We start from the raw sequence: 19,199 nt of genomic DNA, 5'->3' as shown, positions 1-19,199 counted from the left end.
GAGGGGGTATGGGTGGCGCAACCGGCGGGGCCGGAGTGGCAGGACGATGGGCGATGGCACACACTGGGCTCATGGCGCGAGTGAGGATGAAGGACATCGCGCGCGAGGCCGGTGTCTCGCGCGGCGCGGTCTCCTTCGCGCTCAACGACCGGCCCGGGGTCTCGGAGGAGACCCGTCGCCGGGTGAAGCAGGTGGCCGCGGAGATGGGCTGGTCGCCCAGCGCGGCGGCGCTGGCGCTCAGCTCCCGCCAGGCGCGCGCCGTGGGGCTGGTGATCGCCAGCAGCAACGACTCCTTCGCCAGCGAGTCCTTCTTCCTGCGCCTGATCAGCGGCATCGAGCGCTCCCTGCAGCCGCTCAACTTCTCGCTGGTGCTGCAGGTGGTGCCCGACCTGGAGGCCGAGGCGGCCGCCTGCCGCACCTGGTGGGCGGAGGGACGCGTCGACGGGGTGCTGCTGGTCAACCCGCAGCTCGACGACCCGCGCGCCGCGCTGATGGCCGAGCTGGGCATGCCCGGCGTCGTGGTGGGCGGCAGCTGGCCGGGCGAGCGGCTGGCCGGGCTGCCCACCGACGACCGCGGCGCGATGCGCCAGGTGGTGGAGCACCTGGCCGCGCAGGGGCATCGTCGCGTCGCCTACGTGCTGGGCCGCGGCGGACTGGACCACACCCGGGTGCGCCAAGAGGTCTTCGAGCAGGTGGCCCACGCGGCAGGCCTGCACCCGGAGGTCTCCGCCTTCACCGACGTCACCGAGGACTCCGGGCGACGTGAGACCGCTCGGCTGCTGCAGCTCGACGCACGCCCCACCGCCATCGTCTACGACAACGAGATCCTGGCCTTGGGCGGCATGGCCGGAGTGCAGGCCGCGGGCCTGGCCTGCCCCGACGACGTCGCCATCGTCTCCTGCGAGGACTCCCCCATCTGCCGCGTGGTGCAGCCGGGGATCACCTCCCTGGTGCGCGACCCCGCGCTGCTGGGGCAGATGGCCACCGACCGGTTGCTGGAGCTGCTGGCCGGGCAACCCCCGACCGAGGGGCCGGCGCCCACCCCCGAGCTGGCGGTGCGGGCCTCTACCCTCAGCCCTTGACCGCACCGGACTCCACTCCCTTGAAGAAGTAGCGCTGCATGGAGGCGAAGATCACGATGATGGGGATCAGCGCGATCATGGTGCCGGCCGCCACCTGACGCGGATCGGTGCCCATGGTGGAGTGCAGGAAGCTCATGCCCACGGTCAGCGTGTACTTGGCCGGGTCGGAGAGCACGATCAGCGGCCACAGGAAGTCGTCCCAGGCGCCGATGAAGCTGAACAGGCCCACCACCGAGGCCATGCCGCGCACATTGGGCCAGACCACGTGGCGGATCCGCTGCCAGGTGCTGGCGCCGTCGACGATGGCGGCGTCCAGCACGTCGCTGGGGATGGCGCGGCAGGCGGTCATCATGAGCAGCACGTTCACCGCGCCGATCACGCCGGGCAGGTAGACGCCCAGCAGGCTGTTGGCCAGGCCCATGTTCTTGATGATCAGGAACTGGCTGGTCAGCGTGACCTCGCCCGGCAGCAGCAGGGTGCTGAGCAGCAGGGCCACCACCACGCGCTTGCCGCGAAAACGCAGACAGCCCAGGGCGTAGCCGGCCAGCGTGGCGAAGACCACCTGGCTGACCACGGTGGCACTGGCGATCAGCAGCGAGTGCCAGGCATAGTCCAGCACCGGCACCAGCCGCGCGACGTCGGTGTAGTTGTGCAGGGTGGGGTGCTCGGGCACCAGCTTGGGCGGGAAGGCGTAGATGTCCTCGTCCTGGCTCTTGAGCGAGGTGCTGAGCTGCCACAGGAAGGGGCCGACACTGAGCACCACCAGCAGCACCAGCAGCAGGTAGCGCCCGACCAGTCCCGCCAGCGTGGGGCGCTGCATGTCGAAGGAGCGGCGGCTGCGCCAGGGGCGCGCCTTGTGGGGCCGGGTGGGTTCTGCGGCGACGGCCGCCTGGAGGGGAAGGTTGTCGACGTCCGAGCTCATCAGTGTGCTCCCTTCGCACCGGCATCGCGGTTGTTGAGCCAGCCGATGAAGGCCAGCGGACCGATGGTCAACAGGAAGAGCACCACGGAGATGGCGGAGGCATAGCCGAGCTGGCCGCTCAGCCCGGAACCCACCTGGCGCACCAGCATCACGATGCTCATCGCCTCACCACCCGGGCCGCCGGTGCCGCCCGAGAGCACGTAGAGCTCGGAGAAGATGCGCATCGCCGCCACCGAGACCAGCGCGGCCACCAGGACCATCGCCGGCCGGACGCCGGGGATGGTGACATTGCGGAAGCGCTGCCAGGCGTTCGCCCCGTCCAGGGCAGCGGCCTCGTGCAGCTCGGGTCCGACGTTCCCGAGCGCGGCCAGATAGACCACCATGTAGTAGCCCAGCCCCTTCCAGACCGTCAGGGCGATGGCACAGGCCACCAGCTTCCAGCGGTCCACCAGGAAGCCGATCGGTTGGTCAGTGGCCCCGAGGTAGCGCAGGGCCTCGTTGACGATGCCGCGCGAGTCGAACAGCCAGGTCCAGATCAGCGCGACCACCACGACGGAGGCGATCACCGGGAAGTAGGCGGTGGTGCGGAAGAAGCCGATGCCGGGGACGTGCTTCTCCACCACCAGCGCCACCAGCAGGGGCAGGAAGGTGAGCAGCGGAACGCAGGCCAGCACGTACCAGCCGGTGGTCAGCAGCGCATTGCGGAAGAGCTCGTCGGAGAACAGGGCGCGGTAGTTCTCCAGCCCGACGAAGCTGCCGCCCACCAGGGGGCGGGCATTGGTGAAGCTGAGGATGACGGTGTTGATGAAGGGCCACAGCGCGAAGACCAGGGTCCACACGACGGGCACCAGCACCAGCAACCACGGCGTGAACCAGCGGTGCGACTTCATGATCCCTCCAGGGCGGGCGGGCCTCGGGTGCCCCGCGGGTGGTCCCGCGGGGCACCGTCGGTCAGGCCAGCTTCTTGTTGCAGTAGTCGACGGACTTGTCCAGGGCCTGCTGGGCGGTGATGTCGCCGCGCAGGGCGAGCGCCATCTGCTGGCCCAGGTAGGTCTTCATGTCATTGCTGAACTGCGGGGGCTGCGGCATCTCGGCCTTGTCCATCTGCGAGGCGGCGATCTTGACCGCCTCCACCATCAGCTTGTCGTCGATCGCGCCGGTGAACTGCTCGGGATTGGCAGTGGCCTCCTTGGTGCCCGGCATGAAGCCCTGGGCGAGCTTCACGAACTCCACCTGGTTGGTGTTGTCCACCACGTGCTGGGCGAAGGCGAGGGCCAGCTGCGGGCTCTTGGACTCCTTCGCGACGCTGATGCCTTGCACGAACAGCGGCGGGGTGCCGAAGCGGGCGGTGACCTTGGTGTCGGGGACCAGGCCGGGCGCCTCCTTCTTGAGGTCGGTGATCATGGAGGCGGTGCCGGTGGCCCAGCCGACCTTGCCCTGCTTGTAGAGGGCGGAGTTGCCCAGGTAGTTGTCCTTGAGCACCTCGGCGGGCATCGCCTTGGCCTGGTAGAGCTCGACGTACTGCTGCAGGACGGCCGTGGCCTCGGGGCTGTTGAAGGCGAACTTGCCGTCCTTCATGATCGGGGCGCCGGCGCTGGAGAAGTCCTGCAGGGCGGGCATGGTGCTGATCAGCGGCATCCGGCCATTGGTCTTGGTGGCCATGGTCTTGGCCGCGGCCACCATCTCGTCCCAGCTCTTGGGCTCGGCGACGCCGGCCTGGGCCAGCGCCTTGGTGTTGAAGTAGTTCATGTCGGTGCCCAGGTACCAGGGGTAGCCGTAGACACCCTCCACCCCGTCGAAGCTGTAGGCCTTCAGGCCACCGGTGACGTAGGTCTCCTCGAGCTTGGGGTCGACGGACTTCAGGTCCAGCAGGCGCTGGGCCTTGGCGAGCTGGTAGGCGAACTCGGGCGGCAGGTTCACCACGTCGGGCAGCGAGGAGGAGTTGGCCTGCTGCAGCACCTTCTGCTCGTAGCCTTCGCCGGGCTGGTCGATCCAGTTGATCTTGGTGCCGGGGTGGCTGCTCTCGAAGTCCTTGACGAGCTTCTCGAAGTAGGGAGAGAACTTGTCGCCCTTGAGCGACCAGCTCTGGAAGGTGATCTCGCCCGACAGCGCACTGGCGCTGGCCTGGGCGGAGGAGTTGGTGCTGGTCTCGGCCTTGACACCGCAGGCGGTGGCGCCGAGCAGCAGGGCGGCGGCGCTGGCCGAGGCCAGCAGGGAACGACGACGCATGGGTCCTTCTTCCTTGGAGGTCCACCTACTAACCCGGGTTAGTAGTCTGGTGTCCAAGTTTGCACCCACGGGTCGGGAAGTGCAACAGCCGGGGTGCCATGAGGCCGGAATCACTGCGTCCAGCCGCCCCGAGCAGACAGTGGCCGCCGCCCGGGGGCGACGGCCACGATCACGTTGGACCAGTCAGCGGAAGAAGCCCATGACCAGTTGGATCCAGAACCACAGCACCACCAGGAAGGCCACCACGCCGAGCGCCACCTGCCACCAGCGATTGCGCAGCTCGCCCATGAACCGGCCCTTGGTGGACAGGTAGACCAGCAGGAAGGCCAGCACCGGAGCGGTGAGGACCGTCAGCGACTGGGCCAGCACGATCAGCTGCACCGGGGACTTGCCGCCGAAGATCGCGGTGATGGCGATCCCCCAGAGCAGGATGAAGCCCGAGAAGAGGCGGGCCGTCGTGGTGCTCGCGGAGGCACCCTTGCCCAGCGCGTCGGAGAGCATGGTGCCACCGGCCGTCGCATTCGCGGTCATCGCGGAGAAGGCCGCCGCGAAGTAGCCCAGGGCGAAGATCCACACGCCCACTGAACCGGCGACCGGCTCGAAGACCTTGGACAGACCGGCGATGGTGGCGACCATCTTGTCGGCACCGAGCGGGCCGTTGAAGACCTTGGCGGCCACCAGGATCACCAGGGCTGTCATCACACCGGGAGCGACGATGCCGGGGATGGTGTCGACGGCCGTCAGCGCCCGGTACTCGCCGGCGGTCCGCTTTCGGGCCTGAGTGCCGTAGGCGGTGAAGAAGGCGGCATTGGCGGACAGGCAGGTGCCGATCAGGGCGATCACGACGGTCATCGATCCCGCCGGGACGGTGGGGACCAGACCATCGGCTGCACGCCACCAGTCGGGTCGCGCCACGACAGTGGTGTAGACGAAGGCGAGCGCCATCAGGGCCATGCAGACCACCATGACCTTCTCGATCGCCTGGTACACATTGCGGAAGACCAGCAGCGCCGCGACGACGACGGTGCACAGCACGGTGCCCGCCAGCGCGGGAATCCCGAAGAGCATCTTGAGCGCGATGCCCGAGCCCACCGCATTGCCCACCGAGAACATCAGCGTGATGACGAAGACCGCCACCCCGGCCAGGTAGCCCACCCAGGTGCCGAGGTGCTCCTTGACCGCCGTGAGCAGCGAGACCGGCGACTGGATACCGATCCGCACGCTCATGTCGGCCAGTGTGAGCATCAGCACCGTGGCGGCCACGGCAACCCAGACCAGGGCATAGCCGAAGCCCGATCCCGCCTGGATCGACGTGGTCAGGTTGCCGGGCCCGAAGCCCCAGCACCCCACCACGAAGGCAGGTCCCGCCATGGCGAGGAGCTTGACCCAGGACGCTCGCTCCCTGCCTCCCGCAGCAGCGACGGGCGGAGCAGGGGTGACACCTTCATGAACAGACATCCGTGACCTCCGTTGGCCTCGATCGACCGGGTGCATCAACGGTGATGCAATCGTTCCCGGGAACGCCACCAGCATCCGTCTGACGCTGGAACATGTCAAGACCCCTGAGCGTGAGGATATCCACCAGCCCGTGACGCGACAGGGGGTTGACAACTGCGTGAATCAGAGCAGAATTGCAATCGTTCCCGGGAACGAACCCACGTTCCCCTCAACGAGGAGTCGAACACATGCCCATCGATCTTCGGGGCCTCGTCCCCGCCCCGGTCACCCCGTTCACCCGCGACGGCGACATCGACGTCGACGCCATCCACCGCCTGGGCCGTTGGCTCGGCTCCTTCGACGGCGTCAAGGGCCTCGTGGTCCTGGGCCACGCCGGAGAGGGCACCTTCTGCACCCCCGACGAGCAGGTCCAGGTCATCGAGGAGTTCGTGGCCTCCACCAACGGTCGCGTCCCGGTCATCGCCGGCATCACCGGCGAGGGCACCAAGGTGGCCGTCGAGGAGGCCAAGCGGGCCGTCGCCGCCGGCGCCAAGGCCGGTCTGATCTACCCCTCCCACGGCTGGCTGCGGTTCGGCTTTCAGAAGGGCGCCCCGCAGGACCGCTACAAGGCCATCTACCAGGAGGCCGGTCTCGACTGCATCCTGTTCCAGTACCCCGACAACACCAAGTGCACCTACGACCTCGACACCCAGCTCGAGATCGCCGGGCAGGAGGGCGTCTACTGGACCAAGAACGGCGTGCGCAACATGAAGCGATGGGACACCGAGATCCCCGTCCTGCGCGAGGCCTACCCCGACCTGACCATCCTGTCCTGCCACGACGAGTACCTGCTGCACACGGTGATGGACGTCGACGGCCTGCTGGTGGGCTACGGAAACATCGCCCCCGAGCTGCTGCTGGACCTCATCAAGGCCGGCAAGGCGCAGGACTGGCCCGCCGCGAAGGCCGCCCACAACAAGATGTTCCCGGTGACCCAGAACGTCTACCACCGCGGCTCCCACATGGAGGGCACCGTCTGCCTCAAGGAGGCCCTGGTGCACCGTGGCGTCCTGGAGCACGCGACGGTCCGCTCACCGCTGCTGCCCCTCGCCGAGGGCGCGCACGACGAGATCGCAGCCGCCCTCGACAAGGCCGGCCTGGGCAAGGCCGTGATCCCGGAGGCCTGATCCACCACCTCTCGATGGGGCGTCCCGCCATGCGGGGCGCCCCATCCTTTTCCCCTCCACGCGGACGTGGTGGGACCATGGGTGCAAGCCGATGGATGGAGACGACGCGTGGTAACCCTCAAGGACGTGGCACAGGCAGCTGGAGTCAGCACCTCGACGGCCTCCCGCGTCCTGGACGAGCGGCTTCCCCCGTCGCGCTCGGCAGCGGCCGAGCGGGTGCGGCAGGCGGCGCTCGACCTCGGCTACGTCCGTGACCCGCTGGCCTCGGCCCTGCGTCGCTCCGGAACCAGTTCCATCGGCATCGTGGTCCCTCGCCTCACTGACGTCGTGATGGCGATCATGTACGAGGAGCTCGCCGCTGCCGCGGCAGCACGGGGCATGTTCGCCGTGGTGGCCAGCACCCAGGATGACCCCGACCGCGAGGGGCAGGCCATCCAGTCCCTGCTGCGGCGCCGGGTGGACGGGATCATCCGCACCACCGCCCGAACGGACACCCCGCAGCACACCAGCCAGCATGAGGTCCGCCAGGTGCTGGCGCTGCGCGGGGACAACCAGCTGCCCGCAGCGCTGGGCGACGACGTGCTCGGCGGACGGCTGGCCACCAGGCACCTGCTCGACCTGGGGCACCGCAGGATCGCGCTCGTGGGCGGCCCCAGCTATGCCACCAGCGCCAGCGGCCGACGACGCGGTTTCGAGGAGGCCCTTGCCGATGCCGGCGTGGCGCTCGATCCGAGCCTGGTGGTGGAGGGTGACTTCTCCATGGAGGCGGGTGAGGATGCGGCTCTGCGGCTGCTCAGCCGTCCGGACCGGCCGACCGCGGTCTTCGTCGTCAACGACAATGTCGCGATCGGCGTGCTGTCCATGGCGGCCAGGCTGGGGATCCGGGTCCCGGAGGATCTCTCGCTGGTGGGCTACAACGACATCCCGGTGGTCTCGAAGCTGCCCGTGCCGCTCACCACGGTGCGAGTCCCGTTCGCGCAGATCGCGGCCGGCGCGATGTCGCTGCTGCTGGACGACCAGGACGCCGCCAGCAAGGCCCTGGTCTACGCACCCACCCTGATCCCGCGCCAGACCACCGCCGCCAACCCCCGCTGACCCGCGGGCTCAGTGCTCGCGCAGCGCCTCGATGAGCTCGTCCTTGGTCATGGTGGAACGCCCCTCGATGCCGACCTTCCGGGCGCGCTGCATCAGCTCGTCCTTGGTCATGTCCTCATAGCTGCCCGACTCACCGCCCTTGCGGCCCACCGCGGAGCGCGAGCTGCGGGCGGCCGCATTGGCGATCCGCGCCGCCTTCTCCTTGCTGGCGCCGTCCTCGCGCAGCGCCTCGTACATCTCGGGGTCCTTCACCGACGGCCCCGGGTCCTCAGTTCGCTTGGCCATGTCGCCAGCCTGGGCAACCGGCCCAGAGAGTCAAGGGCGACCACCGGAACCGGGGTCGACCGTCCGGTCCGCCCACAAGGATGTTGGGTGGCCAGGCACCGCTGTGCCACTCTCGTTCCCCTTGACCGTGATCAAGACGCTGTGGGCCTCCGTGATGAACAGCCCCTCCCTGATGCGTCGCCTCAACGGCTGGCTCACCGTCTTCTGGGTGCCCATGATCCCCATCTCCTACTGGATGCACTGGCTCGACTCGGTGATCTACGTCTCTGCCCTCAGCCTGTGGGCCCTGGTCTCGGGCCACTGGTCCGCCTGGCAGGCGGCTCGCGTCGAGGTGCGCCAGGAGGAGGAGATGCGCGCCGCCGCGGACCACGACCTGCCCGGCGAGATCGTCGACCGCCTGGTCCGAGAGACCGATGTCGACCCGTCACCCACCGGCTCGCCCGCCGTCCCCGGCGTGGCCTGCCCCACCTGCGGTCACCGGCTCACCGCCGACGCGCGAGGTCGGGGGCCGGCCGTCCCCTGGCATCGGCCCCGCCTAGGGTGGCGTGCATGCTCGAGATGAGACGACTGCAGATCCTGGCTGCCCTCGAGATGTCCACGACGATGACATCAGCGGCCGCGCGGCTGCACATGACGCCGTCGGCGGTCAGCCAGCAGATCTCCCTGCTGGAGCGTGAGGTGGGCGTCCCGCTACTGGACCGCGCGGGCCGCAGCGTGCGCCTGAACGCGGCCGGCAGCGACCTGGTCCAGCACTACCACCTCATCCGCGCCCAGATGGAGCAGGCCGAGGCCAGCATGGCGCGCGCCCGTCACGAGGTCAGCGGGGTGCTCACCATCAGCACCTTCCCCAGCTTCTGCAGCACCATCCTGCCCGCCGCGCTGATGAGCCTGCGCAGGGCGCACCCGCAGCTGGTGGTGCGGGTGCGCGACATGGAGCCGCTGGAGAGCATCGTGGGGCTGCGTGAAGGCTCCGTGGACGTGGCCGTCGTCGACGACCTGCAGCCGGTTCCGCTCGACGACATGGACGTCACGGAACTGTCCCGCGACGAGATCGTGCTCTGCCTGTCCGCCGAGCACGACGACCTGCCGCTGCGCGTGAGGCTGGCGGACGTCGCGGGCGAGCGGTGGATCTTCGACAGCCTGGACTCCCGCTTCGCCGAGATGAGCGCGCAGACCTGCCGCGAGGCCGGCTTCGAGCCGGAGGTGGTGGCCCACTGCGGCAACCTCACCGCGGCCATGGGCCTGGTGCGTGCCGGCTTCGGCATCACCTTGGTCAGCGAGCTCTACCTGGGTCGTGAGACCAGCGACGTCACCGTGCGTCGCCTCAACCCACCCATCACCCGCAACCACCGCATCCTGACCCGCCAGTCGAACCGCGACTCGCCCGGCGTGGTGGCCGTGCGCAGCCACCTGCGCCGGGCCGCTCGCGACCGCTACGGTTCCGCGGACCAGGCCCCGGCCGTCGCTGTTAAGCACAGCTGAACGGACCCTCCAGCGAATCGAAACAGCTCGTAGCGCTGCGCACCTTCCTTGGGCCCGGACCCGTGGCTAGGTTCGGGAATGCGGACACGGTGGTCCGCACCGGACAAGACACAAGGGGCGGATCGTGGGACTCAGCGTGCTGGACCTGTTCTCCATCGGCATCGGGCCCTCCTCCTCGCACACGGTGGGCCCGATGCGCGCCGCGGCACGCTTCCTCGAGGACCTCAAGCGCCGCGACGGCTTCGAGGCCACCGCCCGCATCCAGGCCGAGCTCTTCGGTTCCCTCGCACTCACCGGCCGGGGCCACGGCTCGGACAAGGCGACGATCCTGGGCCTGATGGGAGAGCTGCCGGAGAGCGTCGACGTCGAGCGCGCCGACGATCTGGTGGCCACCGTCCGGCAGCGGGAGGAGCTGGCGCTCGGTGGTCGACGGACCATCCGGTTCACCGCCGACGACCTGACCATGCACCTGGGCGTCTTCCTGCCAGGACACCCCAACGGGATGCGCTTCACGGCCTGGGATGCCGAGGGGCGTGAGCTGTGCCGCAAGGACTACTTCTCGATCGGTGGCGGCTTCGTCGTCGACGAGGTGGCCGTCTCCGAGGACCATGCCCTGGATGCGAAGGCCGAGCCTGCGATCCCCTTCGACTTCACCACGGGCCGCGAACTGGTGGAGCAGGCCGAGCGCCACGGGCTGAGGATCAGTGAGCTGGTGCTGCGACGCGAGGAGCACTGGCGCCCGGAAGCCGAGACCCGCCAAGCCCTGCTGCGGGTCTGGCAGGTGATGCAGGAGTGCGTCACCGCCGGCTGCACCTCCACGCGCCCCACCCTGCCCGGCGGCCTGAACGTTCCTCGTCGCGCACCGCGGCTGTACCAGGAGCTGGTGGCCCAGGGAGCCAGCGACGACCCGCTGGCCGGGACCGACTGGATCGGGCTGTACGCCCTGGCCGTCAACGAGGAGAACGCCGCCGGCGGGCGGATGGTGACCGCCCCCACCAACGGTGCGGCCGGGATCATCCCGGCGGTGCTGCACAACTTCATGCAGTTCTCCCCCCGCGCCAGCGAGCAGGCCGTCGTCGACTTCCTGCTCACCGCCGGGGCGATCGGCATCCTGTTCAAGTCCAATGCCTCCATCTCGGGCGCCGAGGTGGGCTGCCAGGGGGAGGTGGGCAGCGCCTGCTCCATGGCCGCCGGTGCGCTGTGCGACATCCTGGGCGGCTCGCCCCGCCAGGTGGAGAATGCCGCGGAGATCGGCATTGAGCACAACCTGGGTCTCACCTGCGACCCGGTCCAGGGACTCGTGCAGATCCCCTGCATCGAGCGCAATGCCATCGCCGCCAACAAGGCGGTCACCGCGGCCCGGATGGCCCTGCGCGGCGACGGCGGCCATCTGGTCTCCCTGGACGCCGCCATCCTCACGATGCGCACCACCGGCGAGGACATGAAGAGCGAGTACAAGGAGACCTCGACCGGAGGGCTCGCCCTCAACTACACCGTCTGCTGACGGCCCCTGATTTCCCAACCGAACCACCCGTGGAGAGAACTGACAATGCCGTCACCCGCCACGGCCCCGCTCCCACGCGAGGCCTCCCGTCCCCCGTCCACCCCCACCGAGGCAGCGGCCGGCACCGCCACCGGAACTGACCGTGCCTTCAACCGCGCCTGGGTGATCAGCCTGTTCGGCACCGCGATCGGCGCCGGCATCCTCTTCCTGCCGATCAATGCCGGCAGCGGAGGGATCTGGCCGCTGCTGGTGGTGACCCTGCTGATCGGTCCGATGACCTACCTGTCGCACCGGGCCCTGTCGCGCATGATCTGCTCCGCCCCCCGAGCCACCGACGACATCACCTGCGTGGTGCGCGACTACTTCGGTGAGAACGCCGGGCGACTGGTGACCGTGCTCTACTTCTGCGCGATCTACCCGATCGTGCTGATCTACGGGGTGGGCATCACCAACACCGTGGAGAGCGCGCTCACCAACCAGCTGCACGTGGCGGCGCCGCCCCGCTGGCTGCTGTCCTTCGTGCTGATCGCGCTGCTGATGTCGGTGATGCTGGCAGGCCAGTCGATCATGCTCAAGATCACCGGTCTGCTGGTCTACCCCCTGATCCTGGTGCTGCTCGGCGTGACGCTGTACCTGATCCCCAGCTGGCAGTTCGACATCTTCACCCAGGCCGGCACCGGCTCCCCCCGCCAGTTCCTGATGGCGGTCTGGCTGATGATCCCCACGCTCGTCTTCGCCTTCAACCACTCCCCGGCCATCTCGCAGTTCTCGCTCTCGCTCAAGTCGCACTACGGGCAGCGCTCGGCCGAGGAGGCCTCGCGCATCCTGCGCAGCACCACCGTGCTGCTGGTGCTCTTCGCCATGACCTTCGTGTGGTCGTGCGTGCTGGCGCTCGGGCAGGACGGCCTGGCCGAGGCCCGGGCCGCGAACCTCCCGGTGCTCTCCTACCTGGCGAACGTGCACGACGCCCCGTTCATCTCCTACCTGGGACCGGTCGTCGCCGTGCTCGCGATCGGCTCCTCCTTCTTCGGTCACTACCTGGGCGCCGCTGAAGGCCTGTGCGGGATCATCCGCTTCGCCGACCCCGACGCGAAGCGCCTCTCGCAGCGCACCCTGAGCCTGGCCGTGGCCGCCTTCATCTTCGTGACCAGCTGGCTCGTGGCCATCATCAACCCCAGCATCCTCAGCCTCATCGAATCGCTGGCGGGGCCCGTGATCGCCGCCGTTCTCTACCTGATGCCGATGTACGCGATCCACAAGGTGGAGGCTCTGCGGCCCTACCGCGGACGGGCCTCCAATGTCTTCGTCACCATCGCCGGCATCGTCGCCGTCGGCGGCATCCTGGTGGGTCTGGTGCGCTGACCCGACGTGCAGCAGGGCGCCCGGGCCATCGGCCCGGGCGCCCTGTTCTGCCTCTGCTGGTTTGCTGTGCCGGGGTCCACTCCGCGTCGACGACGTCCCTGCCAAGCAGCGCGGCACCAGCCTGCGCTTCGTCCCGGACTGTCAGTGGTGCCCGGCTGGCTTGGCCGCATGGACCACTGCCTCGAGAGCATCCTCGCGCCGCTGCGTCCCCAGCAGGAGACCGGCGACGTCGCCATCGCCTGGTGGCGGTTGGAGCGAGACCTGGACCCCGCCTTCTGGTGCGAGGCCATCGACCTCACCGGCAGGCTGCGACTGGAGGTCTTCCTGACCGCCCTCCTGCGCTGGAAACTGGACCACCCGGTCCCTGATCTGGCAGCGGCCCTGCGACTGTCCCTGGCCGACCCCCTCCCTCACGTCTACGCCCTTCGAAACCTCCACGGGAACCTCATGCGCTACGAGCTCCTGGTCCGCCACGGGCTCGTGGGCCCACCTGAGCACAGGATCGAGGCCGAGCTGCCCGTCCCGGAGCACTCGGAGCTGCTGCCCGCCGTCGTGGCCATCATCGTGCTGGGGACGAACCCGCAGACCACCCGCACGGCGCTGGAGGCGCTGCGCTGACTGCTGCCCCTGTCAGAAGCGCTCGCTACGGTGGAGGTACCGACGAAGGAGACGATCATGGCCGTACTGGTGCAGGTGAACTTCCCGATGCAGGGCCCGTGGGGCGACGAGATGGCCGAGGCCTTCCAGGGGCTCGCCGAGTCGATCAATGCCGAGCCCGGCTTCCTGTGGAAGGTGTGGATCGAGAACCAGGCGGAGCAGCGCAGCGGCGGGATCTACCTGTTCGAGACGCTTGAGGACGCGCAGGCCTACGTCGCCATGCACACCGAACGGCTGAGCGGTTTCGGCATCACGGGCGTCGAGGTGCGCTACTTCGACGTGAACGAGCCACTCAGCCTGCTCAACCACGCCAGCCTGCTGCCCACGTGCCAGGGCTGAGCCATGGCACGGGTGGAGAGCTTCACGCGGAACGGTCTGCGCTTCCAGGTCCACGACGCCGGCCCCGCCGAGGGGCCGGTGGTCGTGCTGCTGCACGGTTTCCCCGAGGACTCCTCCAGCTGGGACCAGGTGCTCCCCCAGCTCCACGCCGCCGGCCTGCGCACCCTCGCCTTCGACCAGCGTGGCTACGCCCCCGAGGCCCGGCCGCCCCGCGCCGTCGACTACGCCGGCCCCGAGCTGGTCGCCGACGTGCTGGCGCTGGCCGACGCCGCCGGCCTGCACCGCTTCCACCTGGTGGGTCACGACTGGGGCGGCGGGGTCGCCTGGCAGGTGGCTCAGAGCGCGCCAGACCGGCTCCACAGCCTCACCGTCCTCGCCACCCCGCACCCGGGCGCCATGCTGGAGGCCTCCCGACGCTCCGTCCAGCCCTTGCTCAGCTGGTACATGGCTGCCTTCCAGATCCCGCGCCTGCCCGAGCTGCTGCTGAGTCGCACGATGCGTCGCACCCTCGCCGCCACCGGCCTGCCCGAGTCGCACGCCCGTCGCTACGCCGCTCGGTTCACCCAGCCGGCTTCGCTGACCGGCCCCATCAACTGGTACCGCGCCCTCACGCGTCGCAGCCCGGTTCCCGGTCCCGACGTGAAGACGGCCATCACGGTGCCCACCAGCTATGTCTGGGGTCGACGAGACTTCGCCCTCGGCCGGGCCGCCGCGGAGACGACGGCCCGCCACGTCACGGCCGACTACCGCTTCGTCGAGGCGGACACCGGCCACTGGCTGCCGGAGGTGGAAGCAGACCTGGTGGCGCGCGAGGTGGTGCTTCGCGCGCGACCTGACGCGGAATGAGACATGTCCCACATTTGCTCGATCCACCTCCACGAGAAGGCTCCTGACCAGCCCTTTCACCATCGCCCTGGTTGAGCATTTCCCATGCCTCCAGCGGTGGACCAGCATCCGGGTTACGGTCCGTACATGACCACCGGACGCGCACTGCTGGACATGGCCCGGGGGATGGCTCCCGAGCCGTTCGAGCGCGTCTTCGGCTACGGCATCCTGGACGACATCCACAACATCACCGACCGCCCCGCGCTGATCGTCGCCCTGATGACGCAGCTGCGCCCCGACGACCTGCAGCTGGTCCGTCGCCTCACCCTGTTCGAACTGGACCATGTGCGCCAGCAGGCCGACTACTGCGACCAGAGTCTGCTGGCCTGCTGCTGGCTGCTCTTCCGTGGCGGCATGGTCTCCGACGCGTTGCTGGTCTGGCGAGCCAAGAAGCTGGGCTTCCTGCCCGGCGCCATGATCGACTCCGCCCTGCTCGCCCCCGCCGGGCCCCGGGCCACGCTCGCCATGGCCGAGACGCTCGGTTTCAAGGAACTCGCCCATCACATGCGGATCCAGGCCGGCCCCGAGCTCGAGGACGACATCAGCTACTGGCAGCACGGCACCTACTGGGGCCAGATCCCCTCCGCCGACCATGCCCGCGAGGACCTCGCGCGCTGGATCACCGGCAGCTGAACGCAGCAGTCCCTCAGCTGGTGCGCCCGCGCCCCCTTCCCCGGAAATGCACCCCTCGACCAGAACCCCGTGTCCGGTCCAGGCGGGCTGCCCGGGCACCGCTTGCATCGAGCGGTCGATTTCCGGGGCCTAGGCTGATGCCACCCGACCGAGAGGCCAGCCATGGGCAGCTACACCGTCAGCCGTTCCACCGTCATCGGCGCCCCCGCCGACCGCGTGCACGCCCTGATCGAGGACCTGCGCGCCTGGCGCTCCTGGTCGCCCTGGGAGGGACTGGACGCCGAGCTGGAGCGCACCTACTCCGGCTCGGAGCGTGGCGAGGGCGCCCGCTACGCCTGGCAGGGCAACAAGAAGGCCGGTCAGGGCAGCATGCACGTCATCTCCTCCACCCCGGCCGAGGTGGTGGTGGACGTCAGCTTCGTCAAGCCCTTCCGCTCCAGCTCCACCAGCACCTTCACCCTCACCGAGGCCGGCGGCCGCACCACCGTCGGCTGGCAGATGACCGGCCAGCAGAACGCGCTGATGTCGGTGCTGGGCAAGGTCTGGAGCATGGACCGGCTGATGGGCCCCGACTTCGAGAAGGGGCTGGCCCAGCTCAAGGCCTTGGCCGAACGGGGCTGAGCCCGGCCGGGCACCGCCGAGGCCGTCGCTCTGCCCCACGCCACCCCCCCGGAAATCGACCACTCGGCGAGCCACCCCCGACAGACCGCCGCCGCGCGAGTCGGCACCGCGGCGATCGAGTGGTCGATTTCCGGGGATCTCAGCACGCGGCTTCCCCACGGCGCCCGAGGCGACGGATGAAACAGTGGCCCCGCCGGCGCCGACACCCGGAACAGCAGGCCGAACCGAGCACGCAAGCAGCCGAGGAGAGCGATGCCCCGTCGAGACATGGGCCTGGCGGCCGTCGTCATCCTGATCTGGGGCGTCAACTTCGTGGCCGCCGCGATCGGCATGGAGTCGCTGCCACCGCTGCTGCTCAGCGCCGTTCGCTTCACCCTGGTGGCGCTGCCCGCCGTCTTCCTGGTCAAGCCGCCGCGGATGGGGATCTGGCCCGTCGTACTCTCGGGCGCCTTCATGGGCGGGCTGCAGTTCGGCCTGCTGTACACCGGCATGCGGCTGGGGATGCCTGCCGGCCTGGCCTCGCTGGTGCTGCAGGTGCAGACCCTGTTCACCGTGGTGATCGCCGCCCTGGTGCTGCGCGAGAAGCCCACCACCACGCAGGTGGCCGGCATCCTGCTGGGCATCGTCGGGATGGCCGTGGTCGGCGCCCAGCACATCGCCCATGCCCCCGCGTGGCCCTTCCTGATGACCATCGCCGCGGCAGCCTCCTGGGCCACCGGCAATGTCATCACCCGGCGCCACCCGCCGCGCACCGGCTTCTCCCTGGTGGTCTGGTCAGCGCTGGTGCCGCCCGTCCCGCTCTTCCTGGCCTCGGTGGCCTTCGACGGCCTGCAGGCCAACCTGGACGCGCTGGCGCACGTCAGCCTGCGCTCCGCGATCGGGGTCGCCTTCGTCGCCTATGGCGCCTCGATGGTGGGCTACGGCCTGTGGAACCTTTTGCTGAGCAGGCATTCCGCGGCCACCGTCGCGCCCTGGTCGATGTTCGTGCCGGTGGTGGGCGCGGTCGCGGCGTGGCTCTACAACGGGGAGCGTCCCACCCCGGCCGGTCTGCTCGGTGCCGCCATCACGGTCACCGGCGTGCTGCTGGCGCTGGGGGTCGGCAACCGGCTGCTGCGCCGTCGCGTGGACCGGCCCGATCCCACCCCGCACACCGAGCCGCCCGGCCTGTGACCAGCGGCCAGATCACCCCCAAGGGCGTTTTCCCCGCCCTCCACCTGACCCTATTTTGGGCACATGACTACGGCAGACAGCTCCAAGAAGCCCGAGAAGTTCGCGCCGGCGCCCAAGTACCCGGCACAGCCCGCCCCGGACAACCAGGTGCGCCCTGATGACCCCTTCGGCCCCGGCGGCGACCGCCATCAGCAGACCGACGAGCGCTCGCAGACGCTGACCGACGAGCAGGGGCACCCGGTCGCCAACAACCAGAACACCATCACCGCCGGCCTGCGCGGCCCCGCGCTGCTGCAGGACCAGGTCTTCCGCGACAAGCTCTTCCACTTCGACCACGAGCGCATCCCGGAGCGTGTGGTGCACGCACGCGGCACCGGTGCGCACGGCATCTTCGAGACCTACGAGTCGCTGTCCGACATCACCGCCGCGGACATCTTCGCGCGCGCCGGGGAGAAGACCGAGGTCTTCGTGCGCTTCTCCACCGTCGCCGGCAACAAGGGCTCCTTCGACCTGGCCCGCGACGTGCGCGGCTTCGCCGTGAAGTTCTACACCCAGGAGGGCAACTGGGACCTGGTGGGCAACAACATCCCGGTCTTCTTCGTCCAGGACGCCATCAAGTTCCCCGACCTGATCCACGCCGTCAAGGAGGCGCCCGACCGCGGCTTCCCGCAGGCGCAGAGCGCCCACGACAACTTCTGGGACTTCGTCTCCCTCTCCCCGGAGACCACCCACACCCTGATCTGGGCCATGAGCGACCGCGCCATCCCGCGCTCCTTCCGCACCATGGAGGGCTTCGGCGTCCACTCCTACCGCTTCGTCAACGCCGAGGGCCGCGCCCACTTCGTGAAGTTCCACTGGAAGCCGCTGCAGGGCCTGCAGTCGGTGACCTGGCCGGAGGCGGTCAGCATCAACGGCGCCGACCCCGACTTCCACCGTCGCGACCTGTGGGACGCCATCCAGGCCGGTGACTTCCCGCAGTGGGAGCTGGGCGTGCAGGTCTTCGACGACGAGTTCGCGGACTCCTTCGACTTCGACGTGCTGGATGCCACGAAGATCATCCCCGAGGAGCTCGTGCCGGTCCGCCCGATCGGCCGCATGACCCTGAACCGGGCCGTCGACAACCACTTCGACGAGACCGAGCAGGTGGCCTTCATGACGCAGAACGTCGTGCAGGGCATCGACTTCTCCAACGACCCGCTGCTGCAGGGCCGCAACTTCAGCTACCTGGACACCCAGCTGAAGCGCCTGGGCTCCACCAACTTCACCCAGATCCCGGTGAACGCGGCCCGCGCGCCCATCATGAACCAGCACCGCGACGGCCACATGCAGACCACGGTGCACACCGGCCGCGCCAGCTACGAGCCCAACTCGTGGAGCGGCGAGGACAAGGGCCCGCGCGAGAATCCCTCGCTCGGCTACCAGCCGCTGCCCGAGCAGGTGAGCGGCACCAACCACCGCGCCCGCGCGGAGAGCTTCGCCGACCACTACTCGCAGCCCTACCAGTTCTGGATCTCGCAGACCCCGGTGGAGCAGCAGCACATCGTCGACGCCTTCACCTTCGAGCTGTCCAAGTGCGAGGTGCCGCAGATCCGCACCCGCATGCTCGGCAACCTGCGCAATGTGGACGAGGACCTGGCCCAGCGCGTGGCCACCGGCCTGGGCATGGAGCTGCCGGAGAAGGCCGCCACCCAGGTGGAGCCGCGCAAGGACCTGGACCCCTCCGATGCGCTGAGCATCCTGAAGAACGGCCCGGCCTCCTTCAAGGGCCGCAAGCTCGGCCTGCTGGTCAGCGACGGGGCCGATGCCGCGCAGCTGGCCGCACTGGTGGATGCGGTGACCGGTGTGGGCGGCCAGGTGGAGGTGATCACCCCGAAGATCGGCGGTGTCACTCTCTCCGACGGCAGCAAGCAGCCCGGCGGGCAGTTCGTGAAGGGCGTCAAGGCCGCCCTCTACGACGCGGTCGCCCTGCTGGTGACCGAGGACGGTGCCACCGAACTGGCCCAGGTTCCGGAGGCGCGCGACTTCGTCACCGAGGCCCACGCCAACTTCAAGATCATCGGTCTCACCGAGGCCGGCCAGCTGCTGGCCGATGCCGTCGGCGTCACGCCCGACGCGGGATGGGTGCCGCTGGCCGACGCCACGGCGGCCGCGGAAGCCTTCGGTCGGCTGCGTCACTGGGAGCGCGACGTGGCGGCCAACCCGGCCACCGCCGACGTCCCGGCCGATGCTGCTGATCCCAAGCCGCAGCCCGGCGCGGGCAAGAAGCCCAAGAAGTAGCCGACCGACAGGGGGCAGGACCGCACCGGTCC

General features: G+C 69.4%; 19 protein-coding genes. 14 read left to right on the top strand and 5 right to left on the bottom strand.

What is annotated here, in order from left to right:
• Nucleotides 1–71: 71 nt before the first annotated feature.
• Nucleotides 72–1,082 carry a LacI family DNA-binding transcriptional regulator gene (locus ABD073_RS04955; protein WP_343872784.1) on the top strand — a complete coding sequence of 337 codons (1,011 nt, stop codon included), beginning with the start codon at nucleotides 72–74 and terminating at the stop codon, nucleotides 1,080–1,082.
• Here ABD073_RS04955 and ABD073_RS04950 read toward each other — a convergent pair.
• The 4 genes from ABD073_RS04950 to ABD073_RS04935 form a co-directional block, all read right to left on the bottom strand.
• On the bottom strand, nucleotides 1,072–2,004 hold the full coding sequence (locus ABD073_RS04950; protein WP_343872783.1) for a carbohydrate ABC transporter permease: 933 nt from the start codon (nucleotides 2,002–2,004) through the stop codon (nucleotides 1,072–1,074). The two genes, ABD073_RS04955 and ABD073_RS04950, sit on opposite strands and share 11 nt — an antisense overlap.
• Nucleotides 2,004–2,894: a carbohydrate ABC transporter permease gene (locus ABD073_RS04945; RefSeq protein WP_343872781.1), complete on the bottom strand. Its 891-nt coding sequence runs from the start codon at nucleotides 2,892–2,894 to the stop codon at nucleotides 2,004–2,006. The genes ABD073_RS04950 and ABD073_RS04945 overlap by 1 nt, the downstream gene beginning before the upstream one ends.
• A 61-nt stretch (nucleotides 2,895–2,955) precedes the next feature.
• Entirely contained in the window at nucleotides 2,956–4,233 is a 1,278-nt protein-coding gene (locus ABD073_RS04940; protein WP_343872779.1) for an extracellular solute-binding protein, read from the bottom strand.
• A gap of 183 nt (nucleotides 4,234–4,416) precedes the next feature.
• Nucleotides 4,417–5,604, bottom strand: coding sequence for an Nramp family divalent metal transporter (locus tag ABD073_RS04935; protein ID WP_343872777.1), 1,188 nt, complete (start codon nucleotides 5,602–5,604; stop codon nucleotides 4,417–4,419).
• 314 nt (nucleotides 5,605–5,918) lie between these two features.
• Between ABD073_RS04935 and ABD073_RS04930 the strand changes: the two genes are divergently transcribed.
• Together ABD073_RS04930 and ABD073_RS04925 are read left to right on the top strand one after the other, a co-directional pair.
• Nucleotides 5,919–6,857, top strand: a complete 939-nt coding sequence (locus ABD073_RS04930) for a dihydrodipicolinate synthase family protein (protein ID WP_343872775.1) — start codon at nucleotides 5,919–5,921, stop codon at nucleotides 6,855–6,857.
• A 108-nt stretch (nucleotides 6,858–6,965) separates the two neighbouring features.
• The gene (locus ABD073_RS04925; RefSeq protein ID WP_343872773.1) at nucleotides 6,966–7,952 is read left to right on the top strand and encodes a LacI family DNA-binding transcriptional regulator; all 987 of its coding nucleotides are present in this window, start codon (nucleotides 6,966–6,968) and stop codon (nucleotides 7,950–7,952) included.
• Nucleotides 7,953–7,961: 9 nt separating this feature from the next.
• Here the strand turns inward: ABD073_RS04925 and ABD073_RS04920 are convergent, their stop codons facing one another.
• On the bottom strand, nucleotides 7,962–8,237 hold the full coding sequence (locus tag ABD073_RS04920) for a DUF7218 family protein (RefSeq protein WP_343872771.1): 276 nt from the start codon (nucleotides 8,235–8,237) through the stop codon (nucleotides 7,962–7,964).
• A 121-nt stretch (nucleotides 8,238–8,358) separates the two neighbouring features.
• Here ABD073_RS04920 and ABD073_RS04915 point away from each other — a divergent pair, with 121 nt between their 5' ends.
• The 11 genes from ABD073_RS04915 to ABD073_RS04865 all read left to right on the top strand — a co-directional run bounded on the left by ABD073_RS04915 (nucleotide 8,359) and on the right by ABD073_RS04865 (nucleotide 19,167).
• Nucleotides 8,359–8,799 carry a hypothetical protein gene (locus ABD073_RS04915; RefSeq protein WP_343872769.1) on the top strand — a complete coding sequence of 147 codons (441 nt, stop codon included), beginning with the start codon at nucleotides 8,359–8,361 and terminating at the stop codon, nucleotides 8,797–8,799.
• A complete protein-coding gene (locus ABD073_RS04910; protein WP_343872768.1) occupies nucleotides 8,787–9,719 on the top strand; it encodes a LysR family transcriptional regulator in 933 nt (310 codons plus the stop codon). The genes ABD073_RS04915 and ABD073_RS04910 overlap by 13 nt, the downstream gene beginning before the upstream one ends.
• Nucleotides 9,720–9,843: 124 nt before the next feature.
• Entirely contained in the window at nucleotides 9,844–11,223 is a 1,380-nt protein-coding gene (locus ABD073_RS04905) for an L-serine ammonia-lyase (RefSeq protein ID WP_343872766.1), read from the top strand.
• 45 nt (nucleotides 11,224–11,268) lie between these two features.
• On the top strand, nucleotides 11,269–12,585 hold the full coding sequence (locus ABD073_RS04900) for an aromatic amino acid transport family protein (RefSeq protein WP_343872765.1): 1,317 nt from the start codon (nucleotides 11,269–11,271) through the stop codon (nucleotides 12,583–12,585).
• 168 nt (nucleotides 12,586–12,753) lie between these two features.
• Nucleotides 12,754–13,203 carry a hypothetical protein gene (locus ABD073_RS04895; RefSeq protein ID WP_343872764.1) on the top strand — a complete coding sequence of 150 codons (450 nt, stop codon included), beginning with the start codon at nucleotides 12,754–12,756 and terminating at the stop codon, nucleotides 13,201–13,203.
• A gap of 57 nt (nucleotides 13,204–13,260) precedes the next feature.
• Entirely contained in the window at nucleotides 13,261–13,581 is a 321-nt protein-coding gene (locus ABD073_RS04890) for a monooxygenase (protein WP_343872763.1), read from the top strand.
• 3 nt (nucleotides 13,582–13,584) lie between these two features.
• Nucleotides 13,585–14,427, top strand: coding sequence for an alpha/beta fold hydrolase (locus tag ABD073_RS04885; protein WP_343872762.1), 843 nt, complete (start codon nucleotides 13,585–13,587; stop codon nucleotides 14,425–14,427).
• A gap of 126 nt (nucleotides 14,428–14,553) precedes the next feature.
• Nucleotides 14,554–15,099: a hypothetical protein gene (locus tag ABD073_RS04880; RefSeq protein ID WP_343872761.1), complete on the top strand. Its 546-nt coding sequence runs from the start codon at nucleotides 14,554–14,556 to the stop codon at nucleotides 15,097–15,099.
• Nucleotides 15,100–15,261: 162 nt separating this feature from the next.
• A complete protein-coding gene (locus tag ABD073_RS04875) occupies nucleotides 15,262–15,720 on the top strand; it encodes an SRPBCC family protein (RefSeq protein WP_343872759.1) in 459 nt (152 codons plus the stop codon).
• A 252-nt stretch (nucleotides 15,721–15,972) separates the two neighbouring features.
• Nucleotides 15,973–16,890, top strand: coding sequence for an EamA family transporter (locus ABD073_RS04870; RefSeq protein ID WP_343872758.1), 918 nt, complete (start codon nucleotides 15,973–15,975; stop codon nucleotides 16,888–16,890).
• Nucleotides 16,891–16,953: 63 nt separating this feature from the next.
• The gene (locus ABD073_RS04865; protein WP_343872756.1) at nucleotides 16,954–19,167 is read left to right on the top strand and encodes a catalase; all 2,214 of its coding nucleotides are present in this window, start codon (nucleotides 16,954–16,956) and stop codon (nucleotides 19,165–19,167) included.
• The last annotated feature ends 32 nt before the right edge of the window (nucleotides 19,168–19,199 follow it).

Origin of the sequence: Luteococcus peritonei, from assembly GCF_039526385.1 — a bacterium.
Taxonomy (GTDB): Bacteria; Actinomycetota; Actinomycetes; order Propionibacteriales; family Propionibacteriaceae; genus Luteococcus; species Luteococcus peritonei.
Note: the sequence above shows the minus strand (reverse complement) of the source record. Positions and strands in the feature narration are given on the sequence as shown.